18 protein-coding genes are annotated in these 20,998 nt (G+C 68.0%); 3 read left to right on the forward strand and 15 right to left on the reverse strand.

The features are described 5' to 3' along the window. Positions 1-4: 4 nt before the first annotated feature. The 5 genes from FB475_RS01270 to FB475_RS01290 all read right to left on the reverse strand — a co-directional run bounded on the left by FB475_RS01270 (position 5) and on the right by FB475_RS01290 (position 6,259). A complete protein-coding gene (locus FB475_RS01270) occupies positions 5-826 on the reverse strand; it encodes a carbohydrate ABC transporter permease (protein WP_202878226.1) in 822 nt (273 codons plus the stop codon). Beyond that, on the reverse strand, positions 823-1,695 hold the full coding sequence (locus FB475_RS01275; protein WP_141851717.1) for a carbohydrate ABC transporter permease: 873 nt from the start codon (positions 1,693-1,695) through the stop codon (positions 823-825). The genes FB475_RS01270 and FB475_RS01275 overlap by 4 nt, the downstream gene beginning before the upstream one ends. Further along, a complete protein-coding gene (locus FB475_RS01280; RefSeq protein ID WP_141851719.1) occupies positions 1,696-3,009 on the reverse strand; it encodes an ABC transporter substrate-binding protein in 1,314 nt (437 codons plus the stop codon). Positions 3,010-3,039: 30 nt separating this feature from the next. Beyond that, positions 3,040-5,124, reverse strand: coding sequence for a glycoside hydrolase family 36 protein (locus FB475_RS01285; protein ID WP_141851721.1), 2,085 nt, complete (start codon positions 5,122-5,124; stop codon positions 3,040-3,042). A 130-nt stretch (positions 5,125-5,254) separates the two neighbouring features. Then, on the reverse strand, positions 5,255-6,259 hold the full coding sequence (locus tag FB475_RS01290) for a LacI family DNA-binding transcriptional regulator (RefSeq protein WP_141851724.1): 1,005 nt from the start codon (positions 6,257-6,259) through the stop codon (positions 5,255-5,257). A gap of 89 nt (positions 6,260-6,348) precedes the next feature. On the opposite strand from FB475_RS01290, the gene FB475_RS01295 reads away from it, so the two are divergent. Next, positions 6,349-7,401, forward strand: a complete 1,053-nt coding sequence (locus FB475_RS01295; RefSeq protein ID WP_141851726.1) for a serine hydrolase domain-containing protein — start codon at positions 6,349-6,351, stop codon at positions 7,399-7,401. Beyond that, positions 7,398-7,910, forward strand: coding sequence for a pyridoxamine 5'-phosphate oxidase family protein (locus FB475_RS01300; RefSeq protein ID WP_141851728.1), 513 nt, complete (start codon positions 7,398-7,400; stop codon positions 7,908-7,910). The genes FB475_RS01295 and FB475_RS01300 overlap by 4 nt, the downstream gene beginning before the upstream one ends. Here the strand turns inward: FB475_RS01300 and araA are convergent, their stop codons facing one another. The 8 genes from araA to FB475_RS01340 all read right to left on the reverse strand — a co-directional run bounded on the left by araA (position 7,911) and on the right by FB475_RS01340 (position 18,020). Next, a complete protein-coding gene (araA, locus tag FB475_RS01305) occupies positions 7,911-9,404 on the reverse strand; it encodes an L-arabinose isomerase (RefSeq protein WP_141851730.1) in 1,494 nt (497 codons plus the stop codon). Positions 9,405-9,429: 25 nt separating this feature from the next. Next, positions 9,430-10,107, reverse strand: a complete 678-nt coding sequence (locus tag FB475_RS01310; RefSeq protein ID WP_141851731.1) for an L-ribulose-5-phosphate 4-epimerase — start codon at positions 10,105-10,107, stop codon at positions 9,430-9,432. After that, complete coding sequence (araB, locus tag FB475_RS01315) at positions 10,104-11,768, reverse strand: ribulokinase (protein WP_141851733.1); 1,665 nt, start codon at positions 11,766-11,768, stop codon at positions 10,104-10,106. The genes FB475_RS01310 and araB overlap by 4 nt, the downstream gene beginning before the upstream one ends. Positions 11,769-11,861: 93 nt before the next feature. Next, on the reverse strand, positions 11,862-12,884 hold the full coding sequence (locus FB475_RS01320; RefSeq protein WP_202878227.1) for a LacI family DNA-binding transcriptional regulator: 1,023 nt from the start codon (positions 12,882-12,884) through the stop codon (positions 11,862-11,864). A 46-nt stretch (positions 12,885-12,930) separates the two neighbouring features. After that, on the reverse strand, positions 12,931-14,169 hold the full coding sequence (gene mmsB, locus FB475_RS01325) for a multiple monosaccharide ABC transporter permease (protein ID WP_141851736.1): 1,239 nt from the start codon (positions 14,167-14,169) through the stop codon (positions 12,931-12,933). Then, the gene (mmsA, locus tag FB475_RS01330) at positions 14,166-15,704 is read right to left on the reverse strand and encodes a multiple monosaccharide ABC transporter ATP-binding protein (protein ID WP_141851738.1); all 1,539 of its coding nucleotides are present in this window, start codon (positions 15,702-15,704) and stop codon (positions 14,166-14,168) included. The genes mmsB and mmsA overlap by 4 nt, the downstream gene beginning before the upstream one ends. Beyond that, entirely contained in the window at positions 15,701-16,837 is a 1,137-nt protein-coding gene (gene chvE / locus FB475_RS01335; protein ID WP_141851740.1) for a multiple monosaccharide ABC transporter substrate-binding protein, read from the reverse strand. Before chvE ends, mmsA begins: the two co-directional genes overlap by 4 nt. Before the next feature lie 196 nt (positions 16,838-17,033). Beyond that, positions 17,034-18,020 carry a cytochrome c oxidase assembly protein gene (locus FB475_RS01340; protein ID WP_141851742.1) on the reverse strand — a complete coding sequence of 329 codons (987 nt, stop codon included), beginning with the start codon at positions 18,018-18,020 and terminating at the stop codon, positions 17,034-17,036. Between the two features lie 97 nt (positions 18,021-18,117). On the opposite strand from FB475_RS01340, the gene FB475_RS01345 reads away from it, so the two are divergent. Then, positions 18,118-18,852 (forward strand): HD domain-containing protein, encoded by a 735-nt coding sequence (locus tag FB475_RS01345; RefSeq protein ID WP_185759001.1) that lies wholly within the window; start codon positions 18,118-18,120, stop codon positions 18,850-18,852. Between the two features lies 1 nt (position 18,853). Here FB475_RS01345 and FB475_RS01350 read toward each other — a convergent pair whose 3' ends face one another. Together FB475_RS01350 and FB475_RS01355 are read right to left on the reverse strand one after the other, a co-directional pair. Continuing rightward, positions 18,854-20,176 carry a TIGR01777 family oxidoreductase gene (locus FB475_RS01350; protein WP_141851746.1) on the reverse strand — a complete coding sequence of 441 codons (1,323 nt, stop codon included), beginning with the start codon at positions 20,174-20,176 and terminating at the stop codon, positions 18,854-18,856. 59 nt (positions 20,177-20,235) lie between these two features. Further along, positions 20,236-20,955: a GntR family transcriptional regulator gene (locus FB475_RS01355; RefSeq protein WP_141851749.1), complete on the reverse strand. Its 720-nt coding sequence runs from the start codon at positions 20,953-20,955 to the stop codon at positions 20,236-20,238. Positions 20,956-20,998 lie beyond the last annotated feature (43 nt).

Raw genomic sequence — 20,998 nt, forward strand, 5'->3', positions numbered from 1 at the left:
CTCCTTATTTGACGGCGCCGCCGGTGATGCCGGAGATGATGCGGCGTTGGGCGACGGCGAAGACGACGAGCAGCGGGAGGCTCATCAGTACGACGTACGCGAAGATGAGGTGCCAGTTGTTGAGGTACAGGCCGGCGCTGGCGACCTGGAACAGGTTCAGCGGCAGGGTGTCCTTGCGGCCGCCGATCACGAAGAACGCGTAGAAGACGTCGTTCCAGATGTACAGGCAGATCAGGATCGTCGCGGTGGCGAGTACCGGGCGGAGCAGCGGCAGGATGATCGTGAAGAAGATCCGCACCGGACCGGCACCGTCCACCCGGGCGGCCTCCTCCAGCTCGGCCGGGATGGTCCGGATGAAGCCGGTGATGAAGAAGATCGCGGTCGACATGTAGATGCCGGTGTAGACCAGCACCATCCCGCTCAGCGTGCCGTCGATGGTCAGCTGCCGCAGCAGCAGGACGAGGGTGATCACCGCGGGCGGCAGCACGATGCCGCTGATGCCGATCGCGTACAGCACCGCGATGACGATCCCGCTCCGCCGGGCCAGCACCCAGGCGGCCATTGCCCCGAGCAACAACAGCAGGACGGTCGACGGCAGCACGATCGACAGGCTGCCGAAGAACGCCTTCCAGACCCGGCCCTCGGTGAAGACCTCGGTGTAGTTGGCGGCCAGGTGCCAGCCGTCCCGGGGCAGCGACAGGCTCGGACTCAGCGCGTCTCCCCGGCTCTTCGCCGAGGTGATGAAGACCAGCCAGAGCGGTACACCGAGCAGGCCGAGCAGGAGGACGACCACGATGCCGGGGCGGACGACACGCCAAGTATTCACAGCACCTGCTCCCGTCGCCGCAGTACCCAGATGGTCGGGAAGGCCATCACCGCGATGACCAGCAACAGCACCAGGCTCATCGTCGTGGCCTGCGCGAACAGGCCCTGACCGAACGTGCGGTAGATGAAGATGTTCAGGATCTCCGTGCTCTGTGCGGGACCTCCGCCGGTGGTCGCCTGGACGATGTCGAAGCTGTTCATCGAGCCGAGCAGAGCGGTCGCGACGTTGAACGTGACGGCGGGTGCCAGCAGCGGGAACCGGACCTGGCGGAACGTCTGCCAGGCGCCGGCGCCGTCGATGCGGGCAGCTTCGAGGACGTCGACGCCGATCGTCTTCAGCCCCGCCAGGTAGATCAGCATCGCCAGCCCCATCCACTTCCACGCATGGATCAGCGCGACGTACAGCAGGGTCCAACTGTCGGCCAGCCAGGCGTGCTGCACCTCGTGCCCGGCGAACCAGCCGAGGATCGCGTTCAGCGCCCCGGTCGGTTTCAGCAACGCCTGGAAGATGTAGCCGACCGCCAGCGCGGACATGATCACCGGGATGAAGAACATCACCCGCGCGAAGCGGTTCAGCCGGGTGTCCGATTCCAGCAGCAACGCCAGTACCAGACCGAACAGGTTCTGGAACAGGGCGACCAGCGCGGCGTAGATCACCGTCGTGCGCAGGTCCTTCAGCAGGATTCCGTTCCCGAGCAGGTCACGGAAGTTCTGCAGGCCGACCGGGTTGATCGCGGTCTTGAAACTCGACCAGTCGGTGAACGCGTAGATCAGGTTGTACAGCGTCGGGACGAGGAAGAACACGATCAGTACGGCGAACGCCGGGGCGAGGAACCACCACGGCTGGGCCGGCCTCGAGGAAGCTCTCATCTAGAATCCCGAGGTCCCCATCGCCTTGGCGAGCTGGGCGAACTGGGCCTGCGTGGTCGAGGCCACCTGCTCGGGCGTCATCTTGCCGGCCAGCATGTTCGCGAGGTTGAGGTACAGGTCGGGGTTGGCCACGGCCAGCGCCTGCATCGAACCGACCGACGTGGCGAGCGACTCGCTGACAGAGTTCAGCGCGTCCGGGACGGTGCTCGGCGACGGTACGCCGGTCTCCAGTGAGACCGTGTTCTGGTCGGCCAGGAACTTCGGGTACTCCGAGCCGAGCCAGAAGCTCAGCAGTTGCCGGGCCGCCGCCTCGCGCTTGCTGTCACCGGTCTTGAACGCGACCAGCGCGTTGGACTGGTCCGGGATGAAGGTGCCGACGTTGCCGCTCGGCGAGATCGGGAAGAAGCCGATCTTCTGGTTCAGCTCGGCGGTCTTGGCCTTGGCCTGCAGCTGGCTGAAGAACGAGTTCACCTGGATCACCATCGCGGCGTCACCGGCCAGCAGCGCCTTGCCCTGGTCGTCGAACGTGGCCGAGGTGATGTTCTTGTTGAACAGCCCCTGGTCGACGAGGTCCTTGTACTTCTTGATCGCGTTCAGGATCGTCGGGTCGGTGAACTTCTCCTGGTTCTTGTTCACCTTGTCCCAGAGGCCGGCCTTCGCGGCGTCGGCGAGCTGGACCTGGACCCACCACTGGGTGGCCCACCGGTCGCCACCCATCTCGTAGAACGGCGTACCGCCCTTGGCCTTGATCGTCTTCGCGTCGGCGATCAGCTCGTCGAAGTTCTTCGGCAGCGAGCTGATGCCGTACTTCGCGAACACCTGCTTGTTGTAGTAGACGCCCTCGACCGCCGGGCTGGTGATCAGTGCGGCGTACCGCTTGCCGTCGAGCTTGCCGGTGATGTCGCGCAGCTCCGGCTTGAACTTGCCCAGCCAGGGCGCGCCGTCCAGCGTCTGCAGATTCGTCGACGCGTTCAGCGCGGTCAGCTGGGACGCGGTCGGCTGCCAGAAGGCCAGGTCCGGTTTGTCCCCGGAGGCAACCTTCGTCTGGACGCCCTGCTCGTACGGGTCCGGGATCGTGACCACGTTGACCTTCGCGCCGGTGGCGGACTGGAAGTCCGCGATCACCGCCTTGGGCACGGTGTTGCTGTTCTGCGCCGCCCAGATGGTCAGCGTGGTGCCGTCGAGCTTGTCCGTCTCGCCCGGCCAGGTCACGGACGCCGAGGTCTGGGTGTTGCCGGTGCCGGGGTTGGTGCACGCTGCCGCGGTGACCAGGCACGTCAGTGCCAGCAGGGCCGCGCCGACTGTTCTTCTCACGGGAACTCCTTGCCAATGGTGGTTCTGGGACTACTCGGTTGGTACCGCTTGCAGCTTCACAACCCGGGCCGCGTGCAGACCGCGTTCGTCGGCGACGGTCAGGGATCCGCCGGACGGATCCAGTTCGATCCGCAGCGGTGACTCGGCCGGGAAGACCGCGGACAGGTGGTCCCACCGCCTCCCGGTCGGCGCCGGTGGGAGCGACACCCGTACCTCGCCCGGCTCGGTGTCCCGCCGCCAGAGCGTCAGGTACAAGGTGTCGTCGTCACGCAGCCCGAGCGTGATCCACGGATCGGTCCACTGCGGGAGCCCCGTCGGCCAGAACGGGATCGACTGAGGCACGCGGTCGCGCAGCTCCCGGTGGGCTTGGACGGCGGCAGCAACCATCAGACGCTGGTGCTCACTGAGCTTGTCGAGCCAGCCGGACAGGTACAGCCGGCCGAGCATCGCCGTAGACAAGGTGAAGACGATCGCGTCGTCGGTCATGTCCGGTTGCGGGTACGCCCAGTTGGCCGCCTGCTCGGGCAGCACGAGCATCGGCGCGCTCGCCGCGACCGGCGCGTACGCGTACAGGTCCTCCTGGTCCGACGTCGACTGCAGGTCGAACCGGGACACGGTTGCGAAGTCCTGCCGCATGCCGCCGGACGCGCAGTTCTCCAACATCAGCTGCGGGTGCCGCTGCCGGAGGCTGTCGATCCACGCCAGGTAGCCGAGGTTGTGCCGCAGCAGGCCGTGACCAGCACTCGCGGCGGCGCCGTCCGATCCCACGCCGGCCCGGATGTTGTAGTCGAACTTGAAGTACCCGACGCCGAGATCGTTGACCAGGCGGTCGACCACCTCGTTCAGGTGCTCGACAGCCTGCGCGCTGCTGAAGTCCAGGTGGTACCGGCCGTGCTCGATCACCCGGACGCCGTCACGCACCAGGAACGCCGTGTCCGGCAGCTTCAGCGCCATCGGGCTGTTCGTACCGACGACCTCGGGCTCGAGCCACAGCCCCGGCACCATGCCACGCTCGCGGATGTGGTCCAGGACCTCGCCGATCCCGCCGGGAAAGCGCCGGGTCGACGGTTGCCACTCCCCGACCGCGTCCCACCAGTCGCCGTTGTCGGCATACCAGCCAGCGTCGATCACGAAGTACTCCGCACCGCTCGCGGCCGCCGCGTCGACGAGCGGATGCAGCAGCTCCGCGCTCGGGTCGCCCATCACGGTGTTCATGTAGTCGTTGAAGACCACCGGCAGCTCTGGCCGGTGTCCGGCCGGGCGGGACGCGCGCCGGAACGCGGTCAGCGTGTCCACCGGACCGCCGAGTTCGATCGCGAGCGCGGCAGGCACGCTCTCGAAGGTTGCCCCAGGCGACAATTCGAGCTGCCAGCCGTGCTGCTCGTCGGTCGGACCGAACAGCGCCAGGTACAGACCGTCGGGCACCTCGCCGAGCTGCCACAGCCACCCGCCGTTGTGCTCGATCTGGAACGACCAGCCGGCGCCGTCGTGCTCGATGACACCCATCGGCAGCTCCTGCGCCGTCGACCAGCTCGACAGGCTGCTCGCCTCGATGCAGCCGCGGGTGCGGAACGACCGGCCCGGAGTCGTCAGGCCGGGCAACCCGGCGTCCCGCAGCGGTTGGCGCGACCAACGACCCTCCGCCAGCCAGTCGCTGCGGCCACGCAGCAGGTACGCCGAATCGATGTCGACGGCACCGAAGTCACCGAACACCAGCGACGACACCGCCTGCAGCGTCACCGGCCCGGACCCGTTGTTGGTCACGATCGTCCGGCTGCGAACGGCGAGGTGCTCGTCGTCGATCGACAGCAGCGACGTCACGTCGAGACCCGTCACGGCGTCGGTCTGCGTCAACGCCAGCGTGTGCCGGTTACCGTACGACGTCAGCTCGTGGCTCAGGTAGCGCAGCCGCTGCCCGATGCTCGTGGCGACGTACCGCGGACCTGCCCAGTCACGCCCGTGCCCCGACGCCAGCAGCTCGACCAACGGTTGCCCGGACGCTGCGGCGGTGTCCTGACCCGGCGCACGCAGGGACAGCGTGGCGGGTGCGTCGTCCCGCCAGGAGGCCGTGAGGGCGAGCCCGCTGCCGGCGCCGGTCAAGCTGATCGAGGTCAAAGCAGGCTCCAGTCGTTGAACGTGTTTCGGCTATGAAAACGTTGATCAGACTAGAGCGCAAGAGGGCGGGCCAAATTTCTGATAGCGATATCATTTCTAACGTGGCAAAGAGATCCCGCCGGCGTCGGGCTCAGTTGCGCCGGGGTCCCGTGCTGCCGCGGAGGACCAGCTGGGTGCGGACACTGACCGTGTCCTGACCGGCACTGCCGTTGATCGAGTTCTCCAGCAGCGCGAAGCTCTGCCGGCCGAGCTCGGCGAAGTCCTGCGCGACCGTGGTCAGCGCAGGCGTGACCAGCGATGCGATCGGCTGGTCGTCGAAGCCGATCACGCTCACATCACCGGGGACGCTGCGTCCCTGTTCGGTCATCGCGCGCAGCACGGCCGCGGCGACCTCGTCGTTGCCCGCGAGGACGGCGGTCACCGACGGGTCGGCTGCCAGCGACTTCGCGAGCTCGTAGGCGTGCAACGGATCCCAGGTCGTGTGCAGGTGTTTCGGCGGACGGATCCCCGCCGCCTGCAAGGCCGCGCTCCAGCCCGCCGTACGCCCGCCGCGCCTGCCGGAGCTCGGCAACGCGATGTGGTGCACCGTCTCGTGGCCGAGGCTGAGCAGGTACGACGTCGCTTCCCTCGCGCCACGCTGATCGGCCAGGTAGGCACGCGGGAGCTTGACCGCCCTGGACGGGGCCGCGGCGGCGACCACGACCGGTACGGTCTGCGGCAAGGCGGTGACCGCGGCGTGGCCGGGCTCGTCGAAGTCGAGCACGATCACACCGGCGACGGAGTGGCTCAGCACCATCGCGACCGCCGTCCGGACGGCGTCCTGCTCGGCGGTCTCGACGACCGTGATGACGACCATGTAGCCGGCCGCCCGGGCCGCTTCCTCGATGCCCTCCACGGTCTTGGCGTAGCCGTAGCGGGACGTGTTGGCGGCCAGCACGGCGACCATCGAGCGGGTCCCGCTGACGAGGGCGCGCGCGGCGGCGTTGGGCTGGTACCCCAGCTCGGCGATCGCGCGTTCGACCAGCTCACGCCGCTTCGCGCTGACCGGAATGGCTCCGGTCAGCACCCGCGACACGGTCGGCACCGAGACCCCGGCGACCCGCGCGACATCGGCGATCGTGGGAGCCTTGCCCATCCGCTCCACACTCCTCCCCGTCGACGCCGATACCCAACCACCTTAATGGGCATGTCGAGACCGCTCGATCGGGTACGACGTACCTTGTGATGAATGAGCTAGCCGAACGCGTCCAGCGTCAGATCGAGGCCTTGGTCCGCACCGGCGCGGAAACCGGTGTGCAGGTCGCCGCCTATCAGGACGGCCGGCTGGTCGTCGACGCGGCGGCCGGGATGGCCGATCCGTCCGTCGGACGACCCCTCACCACTGGTACGCCGATTTTCAGCTTCTCCACCGGCAAGAACGTGACCGCCACGCTGGCACACTTGCTCGTCGCGCGCGGCTTGCTCGAGTACGAAACCCTGGTGGCGGACGTCTGGCCCGAGTTCGGTGCGCACGGCAAAGGTACTGCGACGCTGCGGCATGTGCTGACCCACACGGTCGGTCTGCCGGCGATGCCGCGTGAGATCACCCCGGACGACCTTCCCGATCGGCCCAAGGTCTGTGCGGCACTCGCCGCCGCGGAGCCGCGCTGGCGACCTGGCACGGCCATGGGCTACCACTCCTACACCTTCGGCTATCTCGTCGGCGAGCTCGCCCGCCGCACGACCGGCCGGACAATGAGCGAGCTGCTCCGGCAGTGGATCACTGGCCCACTCGGTATCGAAGGCCAGCTGTACTTCGCCGCCCCGGACGAATCGCTGCCGGGCCTGGCACGCCTGGACCAGGACGCACGGGAATGGCCCGGCGCGCCGGCCGACGACGATTCGATCCTCGCACCGTGGGAGAGCCGGCCGAGTGCCGATCTCGGCCACAAGCTCCAGCGTGCCGAGGTTCCGTCGGTCTGTACCGCGACGGCTCGCGGCCTCGCCGCGATGTTCAACGCCGTCCTGCTGGACGGCCTCGTGGACCCGACGCCCGCCTTCGAGGGTGTGGACCAGGTGTTCGGCACCCCGGCCCGGATGGCCCTCGGCTTCCCGATCGGCCGAATCGGCGCCGCGCCCGACGAGAACTCCGTAGCCTTCGGTTGGCCTGGCGGCGGTGGAAGCTACGCCTACGCGGACCCCGCGAGCGGAACCGCCTTCGCCCTGACCAAGAACCACCTCAGCCCGACCTTCGACACCGCCGTGTCGCTTGCGACGACCATCAGGAGGAAGCTATGACAACGCCGCAGACCACCCTCGACACTACGTTCTCTTCTGCGGGCACGACCCCGATCCCGTGGGAGGTGACCGAGTGGGCATTGCGCGGGATTCAAAAGTTTCAGCTGTGCACCGTACGCCGTGACGGCCGGCCGCACGTGACACCACTGCTTGCGATCTGGGCCCTGGACGCGATGTGGTTCACCACCGGTGACGGCGAGCAGAAGGCCAAGAACCTCGCGGAGAACCCGCACTGCGCCCTGACCGCCGGGACCGCCGACCTCAACGGCACCGACTACGTCGTCGAGGGCGTGGCCAGCCTGGTCACCGATGACTCCGCGAGGCAGGCCGTCGTCACTGCCTTCGAACAGTCCTATGGCTGGCACCTCACCCGCGAGGACGGGACCTGGTACCAGCTGGGCGATGCCGTCCGCGAGGGCACCGTCCAGCTCTACTGCGTGCGGCCGACGAAGGCCTTGGCGTTCACCATCGGCAAGGAGTCGTCCCAGACTCGGTACCTCTGGAGCTGACTACCTGGTGAGCCGGTGGTAGACGTCGTTCCAGTGCAGCTCGCGCTGGAACTCGCGAACCGTGGTCGACTCGTCGATGACGGCGAGCTCGACCGACAGCAGGTCGGCGAAGTCCTCGTACACCTCGCGGTCGAGCGCGGTCGACAGGACGGTGTGATGCGGCGCGCCGGCCACCAGCCACGACTCCGCCGAGGTGGACAGTGACGGCTCGGGCTTCCACACCGCACAGGCGACCGGCAGCTTCGGCAGTGCCTCGTCCGGTTCGACGAGCTGTACGACGTTCGCGGTCAACCGGAAGCGGTCGCCGAGGTCGGCGATCCCGACCACGATGCCGGGACCGGGATCCGCGACGAAGCGCAGCCGGACCGGGTCCTCACGGCCACCGATCGACAGCGGGTGGATCTCCAGCGACGGACGGGCGGTCGTGATCGACGGGCACACCTCGAGCATGTGCGCGCCGAGGATCTTCTCCTCCCCCGGCACCAGGTGATACGTGTAGTCCTCCATGAACGACGTACCGCCCGGCAGTCCGTCGGCCATCGCCTTGCTGGCCCGCAGCAGCACCGAGGTCTTCCAGTCGCCCTCGCCGCCGAACCCGTAGCCGTCCGCCATCAACCGCTGCACGGCCAGACCGGGCAGCTGACGCAGCCCGCCCAGATCCTCGAAGTTCGAGGTGAACGCGCGGAACCCGCCGTCGGTCAGGAACGAGCGCAGACCCAGTTCGATCTGGGCGCCGTACCGTAGCGACTCGTGCCGGTCGCCCCCGGGCAATAGCTCGGGGGCGACGTCGTACGTGTCCACGTACTCGTCCACCAGCGTGGAGATCGCGGCACCGTCGACGCTGTCGACCGCTGCCACCAGGTCGTTGACGCCGTAGGTGTTGACCGAGACGCCGAACCGCAGCTGCGCCTCGACCTTGTCGCCCTCGGTCACCGCGACGTCGCGCATGTTGTCACCGAAGCGGGCGAGCTTGAGCGAACGGAGCTCCGCGACACCGAGCGCTGCCCGGGCCCAGTGCCCCACGCGCTGCTGAACCACCGGCGACTCGACGTGCCCGGCCACGGTCTTGCGCGGTACGTGCAGCCGGGACTGGATGTAACCGAACTCCCGGTCGCCGTGCGCGGCCTGGTTCAGGTTCATGAAGTCCATGTCGATCGTTGACCAAGGCAACGCTGCGTTCGCCTGCGTGTGCAGGTGCAGCAGCGGTTTGCGCAGTGCGTCCAGACCGGCGATCCACATCTTCGCCGGGGAGAACGTGTGCATCCACGCGATCACGCCGACACATTCGGGCGCGCTGTTGGCGTCGAGCATCTGCCGGCGGATCGACTCGGCATCGAGAAGCACCGGCTTCCAGACGATCTGGACCGGGAGACCGGAGTCGGCGAGGCGCTTGGCCACCACCTGGGACTGTTCGGCGACCTGCTCGAGGGTCTCGGGGCCGTAGAGTCCTTGGCTGCCGGTGAGGAACCAGACCTCGGGGTTGTTCACAGACATGTGGTCCTTCCCACTTCAGGCAGAGTCATCGTTGCCCGTAGACGTTCTGGTAGCGGTCGTAGAGGTGGTCGATGGCCGACTGCTCGATCGGGATCGGCTCCCCGAGCTGCCGGGCCAGGTGCACCGAGCGGGCGACGTCCTCGCACATCACCGCGGCTTTGACCGCTGACTTGGCGTCCGGCCCGACCGTGAACACGCCGTGGTTCTGCATCAGTACGGCCGGCGAGCGCGAACCGCGCAGCGTCTCGACGATGCCGCGGCCGATCGAGTCGTCGCCGATGACCGCGAACGGTCCCACCGGGATCGGCCCGCCGAACTCGTCGGCGCACATCGTCGTGACACACGGGATCGCCTCGCCACGGGCGGCCCAGGCGACGGCGTACGGCGAATGGGTGTGGACGACGCCGCCGACGTCCGGCAGCTCCCGGTAGACGTAGGCCTGTGCCTCGGTGTCCGAGGACGGCGCGTGCTCACCTTCGACGACCTGGCCGTGGAGGTCGCAGACGACCATGTTCTCCGGCGTCAGTTCGTCGTACGCGACTCCGCTCGGCTTGATCACCATCAGGTCGTGGCCGGGCACGCGCGCGGACACGTTACCCGCGGTCCAGACGACAAGCCCGTACGCCGGCAGGTGCGCGTGCAGCCGGGACACCTGCACGCGCAACTGGCTGATGGTGGCAGCGGCTTCGGCGACCGCGCTCATTTGGCCTCCACGGCGTTGCGCCGGATCGCTTTCAGCTTTCGCATCAGCTTGGTGTGCCGCCCGAAGTTGTCGTGCAGCTCGAGGTACAGCTCGAACAACTGGTCGTAGACCTTGGCCCGCTCCTCGTCCGGGACGTGCACGCCGCGCCTGACCTTGCCCATGTGCTTGGCCGCGGCCGGTACGTCCGGATAGGCGCCGGCCGCCACCGCGGCGTGGATCGCCGAACCGAGCGCCGGCCCCTGCTCGGAGTCGATGATCGACAGCGGCAACCGGGTGACGTCGGCGTAGATCTGCATCAGCAGCGCGTTCTTCGCCAGGCCGCCGGCGATGATCAGTTCCTTCACCGGTACGCCGCTGCTCGCGAAGGTCTCGACGATCACCCGGGTACCGAACGCGGTCGCCTCGAGCAGTGCGCGGTAACCGTCCTCGGGCCGGGTCGCCAGTGTCTGACCGACGACCAGACCGGACAGCTCATGATCCACCAGGATCGACCGGTTGCCGCTGTGCCAGTCCAGTGCGACCAGCCCGTGCTCCGCGACCGCTTGGTCGGCGGCCAGCCTGGTCAGGTGCTCGTGCAACGACACGCCCGCGGCGGCCGCGGCTTCGTGGTACGACGGCGGTACGGCGTTGTCGACGTACCACCCGAAGATGTCGCCGACACCGCTCTGGCCGGCCTCGTACCCCCAGCTGCCGGCGATGATGCCGCCGTCGACCACGCCGCACATACCGGGAACCTCACGCAGCACGTCGGCGCTCATCACGTGGCAGGTCGACGTACCCATGATCGCGACCATCTGGCCCGCGCTCACGGCCTGTGCGGCCGGTGCGGTGACATGTGCGTCGACGTTGCCGACGGCAACCGCGATGCCTTCGGGCAGTCCGGTCCACGCGGCCGCCTCGGCAGTCAGCTTTCCCGCCGAGGCGCCGAGCTGCCCGATCTGGTGCTCCAGCTTGTCCGCGACGAAACCGCCGAAGCCCGGCGCGAGCTGCTCGAGGAACTCGGTCGACGGGTACCGGCCGTCCTGCAAAATGCCCTTGTAGCCCGCGGTGCAGGCGTTGCGGACGTACTGCCCGCAGAGCTGCCACACGATCCAGTCGGCCGCCTCGACCCAGTGGTCCATCCGGTCGTAGAGCGGGCGGTCCTCCTCGAACAGCTGCAGCGCCTTCGCGAACTCCCACTCCGACGAGATCAGTCCGCCGTACCGCGGCAGCCAGTCCTCGCCACGCTGGCGCGCGAGCTCGTTGATCCGGTCGGCCTGAGGCTGCGCGGCGTGGTGCTTCCACAGCTTCACGTACGCGTGCGGGTTGTCCGCGAGTCCGTCGACCTCGTTCAACGGGGTGCCGTCGGCCAGGCACGGAACCATCGTGCAGGCGGTGAAATCGGTGGCGATGCCAATGACCAGCGCCGGGTCGATCCCGGACGCGGCGACCGCCGCCGGTACGGCGGTCTTGAGCACCTCCCGGTAGTCGTCCGGCACCTGCAGCGCCCACTCCGGCGGCAACCGCCGTCCGGTGGCCGGTAGCCGGTCGTCGATCACGGCATGCGCGTACTCGTGCACGGCAGTACCGAGCTCGGCACCGTCGGAGACGCGGACGACGACGGCGCGACCGGACAGCGTGCCGAAGTCGACGCCGACGACATAGCGTTCATCGGAGCTCATAAGGCCGAGTGTGAGCGCTAACATTCTGGGTTGTCAAGAACAGTGATCTCTCTGCGGACACTCTGCCTAACACGGCCTGTTAACGCTAACTTTTCAGCTACTCGGAGCGGCCGTCGAGTCGCGCACCGCCAGCGTCGGCCGGATCAGCTCCGTGGCCGGATCGGGCTCGCCCTCCAGCGCCCGCAGCGTCAGCTCGACGGCACGCCGGCCGACCACCGAGAACTCCTGGTCCACGGTCGTCAGCGCGGGCCAGACGTACGGCGCCTCGGGCACATTGTCGAATCCAACCACACTGATCTCGCCCGGTACGTCGCGACCCTTCTCGTGCAACGCGTACAGCAACCCCATCGCCATGCCGTCGTTCGCGGCGAACACCGCTGTCACGTCAGGGTCCTCGGCGATCCGCAGGCCCGCCTCGTAGCCGCTTCGTGGCGACCAGTCACCGGCGAGCTCCGGCCCCGGCAGCACATGGCGATCCTCGTGGGCACGTTGCCAGCCCGCACGCCGCTGCGCTGCCTCCACCCACTCCAGCGGGCCGGTGACATGGGCGACATGCCGATGGCCGAGATCGAGCAGATGCTCCACCGCCAGGCGGGCTCCGGCCTCCTGATCGATCCCGACCGCCATCCGCTGGCCCTCGCTGACGCCTTGCACGACGATGATCGGGACCGGTACGTCGAGCAACCCGACCTGCTCCAGCGCGTCGCGATGGGCGACCGCCACCACGATCGCCTCGACGGCCTCGTCGAGCAGCCGGCCGACCGCGTCCCGCAGCGATTGCGACGAGAAGTCCTCCACGGCAACGAGCGAAACGTCGTACCCCGCCTTGTGGCCGGCGTTCTGGACCGCGACCGCGATCATGCTCGGACCGTGCAGCACGAGATGCGCCGAGATCATGCCGATCCGGTGCGACCGGTTCGTCGCCAGCAACCGGGCCGCGTTGTTCCGCCGGTAGCCCAGCTCGGCGATCGCCGCCAGCACCCGGGTGCGCGTCTCGTCCTTGACCAGCTCCGAGCCGTTCAGCACCCGGGACACGGTCTGATGCGAGACGCCGGCCGCGGCCGCCACGTCCGTCATACTCGGCGGCCGTCCCAGACCCTCGCTCGCTCTCACCATAAGGAAATACTAGGGACGGCCGCTGACCTGCCCAGCCCTGCCCGGCTCAGCGGGTGGCGCCGGCGCGGCGCTTGTTGTAGATGTCGAAGGCAACGGCCAGCAAGAGCACCAGGCCTTTGACCACGGACTGGGTCGCCTGTTCGACGCCCATGAGCTGCATGCCGTTGCTCATCACCGCCATGATCAGGCCGCCGACCATCGCGCCGACGACCGTACCGACGCCACCCGCCACCGCCGCGCCACCGATGAACGCGGCCGCGATCGCATCCAGCTCGAACATGTTGCCGGCCGCGGGCTGCGCACCGTTCGACCGGGACGAGTAGATGACGCCGGCGATCCCGGCCAGGAACCCCATGTTGACGAAGATCCAGAAGTTGACCTTCCGGACCTTCACCCCGGACAGCATCGCGGCTGACAGGTTGCCGCCGATCGCGTACACCTGCCGGCCGAACACCGTACTCTTCGTCATCAGCCCGTAGGCGATCACCAGCACCGCGAGGATGATCAGCACGATCGGCAGACCGCGCGCGTGTGCCAACTGCCAGGCGAAGTACATGACGACGGCGGCGACCGCCAGTACCCGGGCGACGAACAGCGGAAACGACTCGACCGGCTGTTCGTACCGGATCCGTGCGAGCCGGGTGCGGAACACACCGACCGCATACCCGGCGACCGCCAGCGCGGCGATCAGCAACGTGAACGCGTCGTACCCCTGACCGCCGATCAGGCCGTTCAAGAAGCCGCTGGCCACCTTCTGGTAGGTGGCCGGGAACGGCGACAACGACACGTTGTTCAGCACCTGCAACGTCAGGCCGCGGAACAGCAGCATGCCGGCGAGCGTGACGATGAACGCGGGCATCCCGACGTACGCGACCCAGAAACCGTGCCACGCACCGACCGCGGTGCCGACCGCCACCGCGGCCACCACGCCGATCCACCACGGCTGATCGTGCTGGATGACGAGGACGGCGGAGACGGCACCGGTCAACGCGACGATCGACCCCACGGACAGGTCGATGTGGCCGGCGATGATCAGGATCACCATGCCGATCGCCAGCACCAGGATGTACGAGTACTGCAGAACGATGTTGGTGATGTTGCCCGGGCTGAGCAGCACCCCGTGGGTCAACGAGGCGAACAGCGCGACGATCACCACGAACGCGATGTAGATACCGCTCTGCCGCAGGTTGCGCATGATCAGCGTGAGCGGATCGCTGGTGCCGACGTGCAGTGCCGTGGCGGAGGCGGGCTGCTCGGTCTGTACAGAGGGTTTGGTGCTGGTCATCCGGCGAGCTCCTTCTCCTGCGTCATCAGCGCCATCAGTTCTTCCTGGGTCGCCTGCTGAACCGGCAGCTCGCCGGTGATCCGTCCGGCCGACAGGGTGTAGATCCGGTCGCAGGTGCCGAGCAGTTCGGGCAGTTCGGAGGAGATCACGACGACCGCCTTCCCGTCGGCGACCAGCCGGTTGATGATCGTGTAGATCTCGAACTTGGCGCCGACGTCGATGCCACGGGTCGGCTCGTCCAGGATCAGCACGTCCGGATTCGTGAACAGCCACTTGGACAGCACGACCTTCTGCTGGTTGCCGCCGGACAGCGTGCCGACGGTGTCCAGGACCGTGCGGGTCTTGATGTTCAGATCCCGGCGGCTCTGCTCGGCGACCTTGATCTCCTCGTTGCCGTTCACCCAACCGGCCCGCGCCAGCTTGCCGAGCGCGGCGGCCGACACGTTGGCGCGGACGTCGGCGATCAGGTTCAGGCCGTACCGCTTGCGGTCCTCGGTGGCGTAGGCGATGCCGTTCGCGATCGCCTCGGCCACCGTCCGGGCCCGGACCTCCTTGCCGTGCACGTACAGCCGGCCGCTGATGTTGCGCCCGTACGAGCGCCCGAAGACGCTCATCGCGAGCTCGGTGCGGCCGGCGCCCATCAGGCCGGCGATCCCGACGACCTCACCGGCCCGGACGTTCAGCGACGCGCCGTCCACGACCTTGCGCGGCTGGGTCGGATGCCAGACCGTCCAGTCCTCGATCCGCAGTACTTCGGCGCCCGGGCTGGAGTCGCGGGCCGGGTAGAAGCTGTCCAGGTCCCGGCCCACCATGCCGCGGATGATCCGCTCCTGGGTGACGTCCCCCGACCTCATGTCGAGAGTCTCGACCGTCCGGCCGTCGCGGAGCACCGTGGTCGAGTCCGCGATCGCGGTGATCTCGCTGAGCTTGTGGGAGATCATGATGCAGGTGATCCCCCGGTCCCGCAGCATCCGGAGCAGGTCGAGCAGGTGCGCCGAGTCGACGTCGTTGAGGGCGGCGGTCGGCTCGTCGAGGATCAGCAGCCGGACGTCCTTCGACAACGCCTTCGCGATCTCGACCAGTTGCTGCTTGCCGACGCCGAGCTGGATCACCGGCGTGACCGGGTTCTCCTCCAGGCCGACCTCCCGCAGCAGCCGGCGGGCGTCGGCGTTGGTGCGGTTCCAGTCGATCAGCCCGCCGCGCCCGCGGCGTTCGTTGCCGAGGAAGATGTTCTCGGCGATCGACAGGTACGGCACCAGCGCCAGCTCCTGGTGGATGATCGCGATCCCGGCCGCTTCGCTGTCCCGGATCCCGGTGAAGGTGACCGGCCTGCCGTCGAGGCTGATCTGCCCGGCGTAACTCCCGGTGGGGTACACGCCGGACAGCACCTTCATCAGCGTCGACTTGCCGGCACCGTTCTCACCACAGATCGCATGGATCTCACCGCGCCGGACAACGAGCGAGACATCCTCGAGAGCTTTCACACCGGGAAAGCTCTTGGTGATGCCCTGCATCTCGAGGACTACATCGCTCATTTCGCTTGGCCGGCCGCGACCTCGGCGGCGGTGTAGTAACCGGAGTCGACGAGCTGCTTCTGGATGTCGGCCTTGAAGACCGTCTGGATCGGCAGCAGGTACGCCGGGACGACCTTCACGCCGTTGTCGTACGACTTGGTGTCGTTCGCCTCGGGCTGCTTCTTCTCCAGGAACGCCACCGACGCGTTGACGGCCTGCTGGGCCAGCAGCCGGGTGTCCTTGAAGATCGTGGAGCTCTGCACCCCGGTGTTGATCAGCTTCACCGACGCGATCTCCGCGTCCTGCCCGGTGATCACCGGCATCGGCTTGGCCGCCGTACCGTAGCCCGCGTTCTGCAGGGCGGTGATGATGCCGCGTGAGATCCCGTCGTACGGCGACAGGACACCGTCGACCTTGCTGCCGTCGTTGTAGCTCGAGGTCAGCAGGTCCTCCATCCGCTTCTGCGCGGTCTCCTGGAGCCAGCGCAGGGTCGCGACCTGCTCCATCTTGGTCTGCTTCGACTTGACCACCAGCGCACCGCTGTCAAAGTACGGCTTCAGCGTGTCCATCGCGCCGTTGAAGAAGAAGTGAGTGTTGTTGTCGTCGAGCGAGCCGGCGAACACCTCGATGTTGAACGGGCCCTTCTTGGTGCCCTTCGAACCGTCCGCGTTCTCCAGCCCCATGCCGCGCAGCAGCGCCTTGGCCTGCGCGACGCCGACCTTGTAGTTGTCGAAGCTGACGTAGAAGTCGACGTTCTTGCTGCCGCGGATCAGCCGGTCGTACGAGATCACCGGGATGTTCTTGTCGGCCGCCGCCTGCAGCTGGCTACTCAGCGCGGTGCCGTCGATCGCGGCGATGATCAGCACGTTCGCGCCCTGGGTGATCATCTGGTCGACCTGCTGGGACTGGGTCGGGATGTCGTCGTTCGCGTACTGCAGATCGACCTTGTACCCCTTCGCCTCGAGCTTCTCCTTCACCGCCTTGCCGTCGGCGATCCACCGCTCCGACGTCTGGGTCGGCATCGAGACGCCGATGGTCAGATCCTTGGGTTGCTGACTGGCGGTGTCGGTCGTCCCGCCCGCTCCTTGTCCCCCACAGGCGGCGAGCCCGATCACGAGCAGCGCGCCGCTCAAAGTCGCCAGAAACCTCTTCATCGCAAACCCGTCCCTTCTGGGCACGACCGGATTGTTAGCGCTCACATGCTGACCCCGGACCACCAGACGGTCAATAGATCAGCGAGAGATCGGACCATCACGGTCTCGTAACAGGACGCGTCGCCAGCCTTCTATGGACACGCTAACAACTGAAAGCTATTCACGGCGCTGCTAGCGAACGAGCTCGGCCGGGGTATCAGTTCCGGGGGGACTTCGGGGTGTCGTCCGAGGACAGGCGTTGGAGCATGCGGTTGTAGGCCTCGTAGGCCTCGTCGCTGTCCGGGTCGAGCTGGCGGGCGGGGTCGGCGCCGACCTCGGCGGCGATCACTGTACGGCGTACGCCGTCCAGCCAGCTGCCGGCCATCCGGTCGCGCTTGCTGGGTGAGGCGACGACGGTGATCATCAGGCCGACCGCGGCGAACATCATCAACCCGTCCCCGCCGGCCCACATCAGCCCGCCGGCGGTGTGGATGTCCGTCAACGGGTCGGGCGCCCAGGACGGATGGTGGCTCATCATCATCGGGAACGGGTCCCGGTCGGTCTGCAGCAGCACGATGCCGACGACGGTGTCCGGCAGCATCCCAATCAGGAACAGCACCAGCCGCAGCAGATACCCCGGATCCGAACGCAACGGCTCCTCGCCGATCAGCGGCAGGAAGAACAGGTAGCCGGCCGCCACGTACAGCACCTGCTCACCCGTCATCAGCCAGGGACGCAGGACCATCTGGTCCATGAAGCCGGTGAGGTGGGTCGCGACGATGACCAAGGTGTAGACGGCCAGCCCGGTCGTGGGCAACGTGAAGATGCCGATCGGACGCGAGGTCAGGAACCGTCGCGCGCGGGCCTGGCGACCGGCGGGAAGTGCCTCGAGAACGACGGTGATCGGATGCCCGAGGACGAGCAGTATCGGTACGACCATGATCAGTAGCAGATGCAGGATCATGTGCATCCAGAACACGTCCATCGCGTAGGCGCCGATTCCGGACGCGATGCACACCCACAGCGCCGCGCAGCCGAGCACGAACGACACCATCCGCCACGCGCGGACCGTGGAACGGCCGCGGAACCACAGGACGCAGTACCCAGCCGCGAGCAGCAGGCCGACCACCAGCCACCCGGGCTCGAGCCGCCAACTCGTGAGGAACGAATGCCAGGTCAGCACACCTGGATCATCCATCGGCATGCCACGTCACCATCCACTCGTCACAGATCATCCGCTTGCCAGGATTACACACACCGGCCACCGTCCTGCCGCGGGCCCATGCCCTACCCTGTTCGGCGTGAGGTCCGGCCTGATTGGTTCGCCCGAGTGGGTCGCGCGTACGGGTGGGGCGTTGGGCGTGTGGGACCAGGTCAGGTTCGGGGCGCAGGCGGTGCGCCAGGAGTTGCGGCCACGTCCGCGCGGTGCCGGCGCCGTACTGGATGCGGGTCGGCTGCCGCCGTCGTCGATAGTTGCCCAGCGCATCGATGAGTACGCGCGGACCACGTTGCCGGATCCGCTACTGGAACACAGTGTCCGGTCCTGGTTGTGGGGCTGTCTGCTCGCCGAGCTGGACCGGATCGAGTACGACGAGGAGCGCCTGTACGTCGCTGCGCTGCTGCACGATGTGGGCCTGGTGAACCGACCCGGACCGGACGCTGCGTGCTTCGCCGTCCACGGTGCCCGGGTCGCGCGCGGTGTGGTGAGCGACGCGGGCGGATCGGAGGATTTCGCGACCGTCGTGGCCGATGCGATCGCGGCCCACTTCAACGTCGAGGTCCCGCTGTCGTGGGGCCCGGAAGCACATCTGCTCCACGCGGGCACCCATCTCGATGTGGTCGGACGACGAATCTCGGAGCTCGCGCGCAGCACGGTCGCCGACGTTCACGCCCAGGCTCCGCGGACCGACTTCCCGGACCACTTCCGCACCGTAGTGCGCGAGGAAGCGACCCAGCGCCCCAAGTCGCGCGCCGCCGTGCTGTGGCGGCTGGGAATGCAACGGTCGATCCACCGTTTCCACAACGGTGCATGGTGATTCAGCGCCCGAGGAGGTGCCGGAGGGCGGGCTCCAGGTCGGGGTGGCGGAACGTGTGATCGAGGTCGCTCAAGCGGGTGGGTACGACCCGTTGCGAGGCGAGAGCAAGTTCGTCGGTGCCTTCTTGACCGAGTAGCACGCGAGGCGCGAAGGCAGGCACTCGCAGGAGGGCCGGGCGATGCAGAAGCCGGGCCAGCGTCTTGGCGTACTCCTCGTTGCGGACCGGCTCCGGCGCGACGGCGTTGACCGGACCGCTCAGGGCATCGTCGTACAGGGCCCGGTGGTAGATGTCGGCGAGGTCGTCGATGCCGATCCACGACTGCCATTGGCGTCCGGATCCCAGTGGACCGCCCAGCCCGGCTGCGAACAGCGGGAACTGGAGCCGCAGTACGCCGCCTGCGGGTGTCTGGACCAGGCCGGTACGGATGTTGACCACGCGGACACCACCGGCCGCGGCGGGACGGGTCGCGTTCTCCCAGTCCTCCACGACGTCGGCGAGGAACCCTTCGCCGCGGCCGGCGGACTCGGACAGCAGTTCGTCGCCGCGATCCGCGCCGTAATACCCGATCGCGGAGGCCGACACGAAGGCTTTGAGTCCGGTATCCGCGGCGAGCCGCGCCAGCGCCGTGGTGGGTCCGATCCGGGAGTCCCTGACAGCTCGACGATGCGCCGGAGTGAACCGGCCGCCGATCGAGGCACCGGCCAGGTGAACGACGGCGTCCACACCTTCCAGCAGCGTCGGCGCCGGCGCGTCGACGTCCCAGACCCGCTCGTCCGGCCCCTTCGCCTGCCCCCGGACCAGCCGAACCACCCGGTGTCCGCTGGTCGTGAGCAGCGCGCCCAACGCCGTACCGATCGTGCCGTGGCTGCCGGTCATCGCCACCGTCATCGGCCGCATCCCGGCCTCGGTCGCGCGATGCAGCGCCGCCAGATCGTCCGCGAACTGCCGATGCCGGTACGCCACCATCGACCGCAGCAACAGCGCCGGCACGTTGCTGTCGATCCGATCGATCACCCGGGTCGTCCCCGGCGTCACTTCCTCGAAGTCGTGCGTATGCCGCCACCGCACCGCCCACGTCAACGGCGCCGACTCGAGGACGTCGACGAACCGCTCCGGCGGCCGCGCTCCCCGATGCCGCGCCACCCACCGCAACCCCAACGGAAACCCGAGCACAGCGGTCCCGTCGGCGAGATCGGTCGCCTCCTGAACCACCCGCACCGGCATCCACGGCGGCGTCAACCGCACCACCGCTCCCGGCCGCGCATACCAAGCGAAGACCTCGTCCCGCGGCGCCTGCACGACCACGCTCTCCGTCAGCCCCATCACCCCTCCCCTCGCCGGTCCTGCCAAAGCCGGTCCTGCCAAACCAGGGTGACGCCGGTTCAGACCGAACGGTAGAGGTCTGCTTCGAAGCGGTAGGCGTCGCCTCGATAGGTGTTGTACCCAAGGAGAATCGGTGTGCCGGCCCGGTCGTAGGCGACCTCGCGGCCGATCAGGACCGGGTTGCCGGACGGGATGGTCAGCAGGGCGGCGGTTTCGGCGGACGCGGCGTCGGCCTGGACCGAGTACGCGCTGCGGTAGACCGACACGGAGCACAGCTCCTCGAGGGCCTCGTACAGCGAGCGGTCGGTCAGGTCGGCGTCGAGGAGCGGAGCGCCGATCGTCATCGGGATGACGTTGGTGTCGACGCAGATCGGCGTCGAGTTCATCCCGCGCAGGCGGACGAGCACCAGGACGTCGCCGCCAGGCGGTATCGCCAGCTTCTCGGCCTCGTCGATGGTCGCGGAGCGCGGGGCCCGCTCCAGCACGGCGGCGGTCGCCTTGAGCCCGCGGAGCCGGGCCATCTCGGTGAAGCTCTGCAGCGTGCTCGGCGGTTCGCCGACAGTCGGGCTCGGTACGAACCAGCCGCGCTGCGGCGACCGCGCGATCCGGCCCTCGTGCTCGAGATCGCCGAGCGCGGCCCGGAGCGTACTGCGGCTCACGTGCAGCTGCTCGGCGAGCTGCCGCTCACCCGGCAGCCGCGATCCCGGCGGGTAGACGCCGCGGTTGATCGCGTCGCTCAACTGGCGGGCGACACCGGCGGCCACGGTCGAGGTCCTCATCGCCGATAACCATACCAGTTCTGGCTTTGGCTCAAAACTGGGC

The sequence above is a fragment of the Kribbella jejuensis genome (assembly GCF_006715085.1).
In the GTDB taxonomy this organism is placed as follows: domain Bacteria; phylum Actinomycetota; class Actinomycetes; order Propionibacteriales; family Kribbellaceae; genus Kribbella; species Kribbella jejuensis.

Excerpts from the sequence above, each read along its gene's own strand:
- araA (WP_141851730.1), bottom strand. The coding sequence starts at position 9,404 with ATGTCTGTGAACAACCCCGAGGTCTGGTTCCTCACCGGCAGCCAAGGA.
- mmsA (WP_141851738.1), bottom strand. The coding sequence starts at position 15,704 with ATGAGCGATGTAGTCCTCGAGATGCAGGGCATCACCAAGAGCTTTCCC.
- FB475_RS01290 (WP_141851724.1), bottom strand. The coding sequence starts at position 6,259 with ATGGGCAAGGCTCCCACGATCGCCGATGTCGCGCGGGTCGCCGGGGTC.
- mmsB (WP_141851736.1), bottom strand. The coding sequence starts at position 14,169 with ATGACCAGCACCAAACCCTCTGTACAGACCGAGCAGCCCGCCTCCGCC.
- FB475_RS01355 (WP_141851749.1), bottom strand. The coding sequence starts at position 20,955 with ATGAGGACCTCGACCGTGGCCGCCGGTGTCGCCCGCCAGTTGAGCGAC.
- araB (WP_141851733.1), bottom strand. The coding sequence starts at position 11,768 with ATGAGCTCCGATGAACGCTATGTCGTCGGCGTCGACTTCGGCACGCTG.
- FB475_RS01310 (WP_141851731.1), bottom strand. The coding sequence starts at position 10,107 with ATGAGCGCGGTCGCCGAAGCCGCTGCCACCATCAGCCAGTTGCGCGTG.
- FB475_RS01295 (WP_141851726.1), top strand. The coding sequence starts at position 6,349 with ATGAATGAGCTAGCCGAACGCGTCCAGCGTCAGATCGAGGCCTTGGTC.
- FB475_RS01320 (WP_202878227.1), bottom strand. The coding sequence starts at position 12,884 with ATGGTGAGAGCGAGCGAGGGTCTGGGACGGCCGCCGAGTATGACGGAC.
- FB475_RS01300 (WP_141851728.1), top strand. The coding sequence starts at position 7,398 with ATGACAACGCCGCAGACCACCCTCGACACTACGTTCTCTTCTGCGGGC.
- FB475_RS01340 (WP_141851742.1), bottom strand. The coding sequence starts at position 18,020 with ATGCCGATGGATGATCCAGGTGTGCTGACCTGGCATTCGTTCCTCACG.
- chvE (WP_141851740.1), bottom strand. The coding sequence starts at position 16,837 with ATGAAGAGGTTTCTGGCGACTTTGAGCGGCGCGCTGCTCGTGATCGGG.
- FB475_RS01350 (WP_141851746.1), bottom strand. The coding sequence starts at position 20,176 with ATGGGGCTGACGGAGAGCGTGGTCGTGCAGGCGCCGCGGGACGAGGTC.
- FB475_RS01275 (WP_141851717.1), bottom strand. The coding sequence starts at position 1,695 with ATGAGAGCTTCCTCGAGGCCGGCCCAGCCGTGGTGGTTCCTCGCCCCG.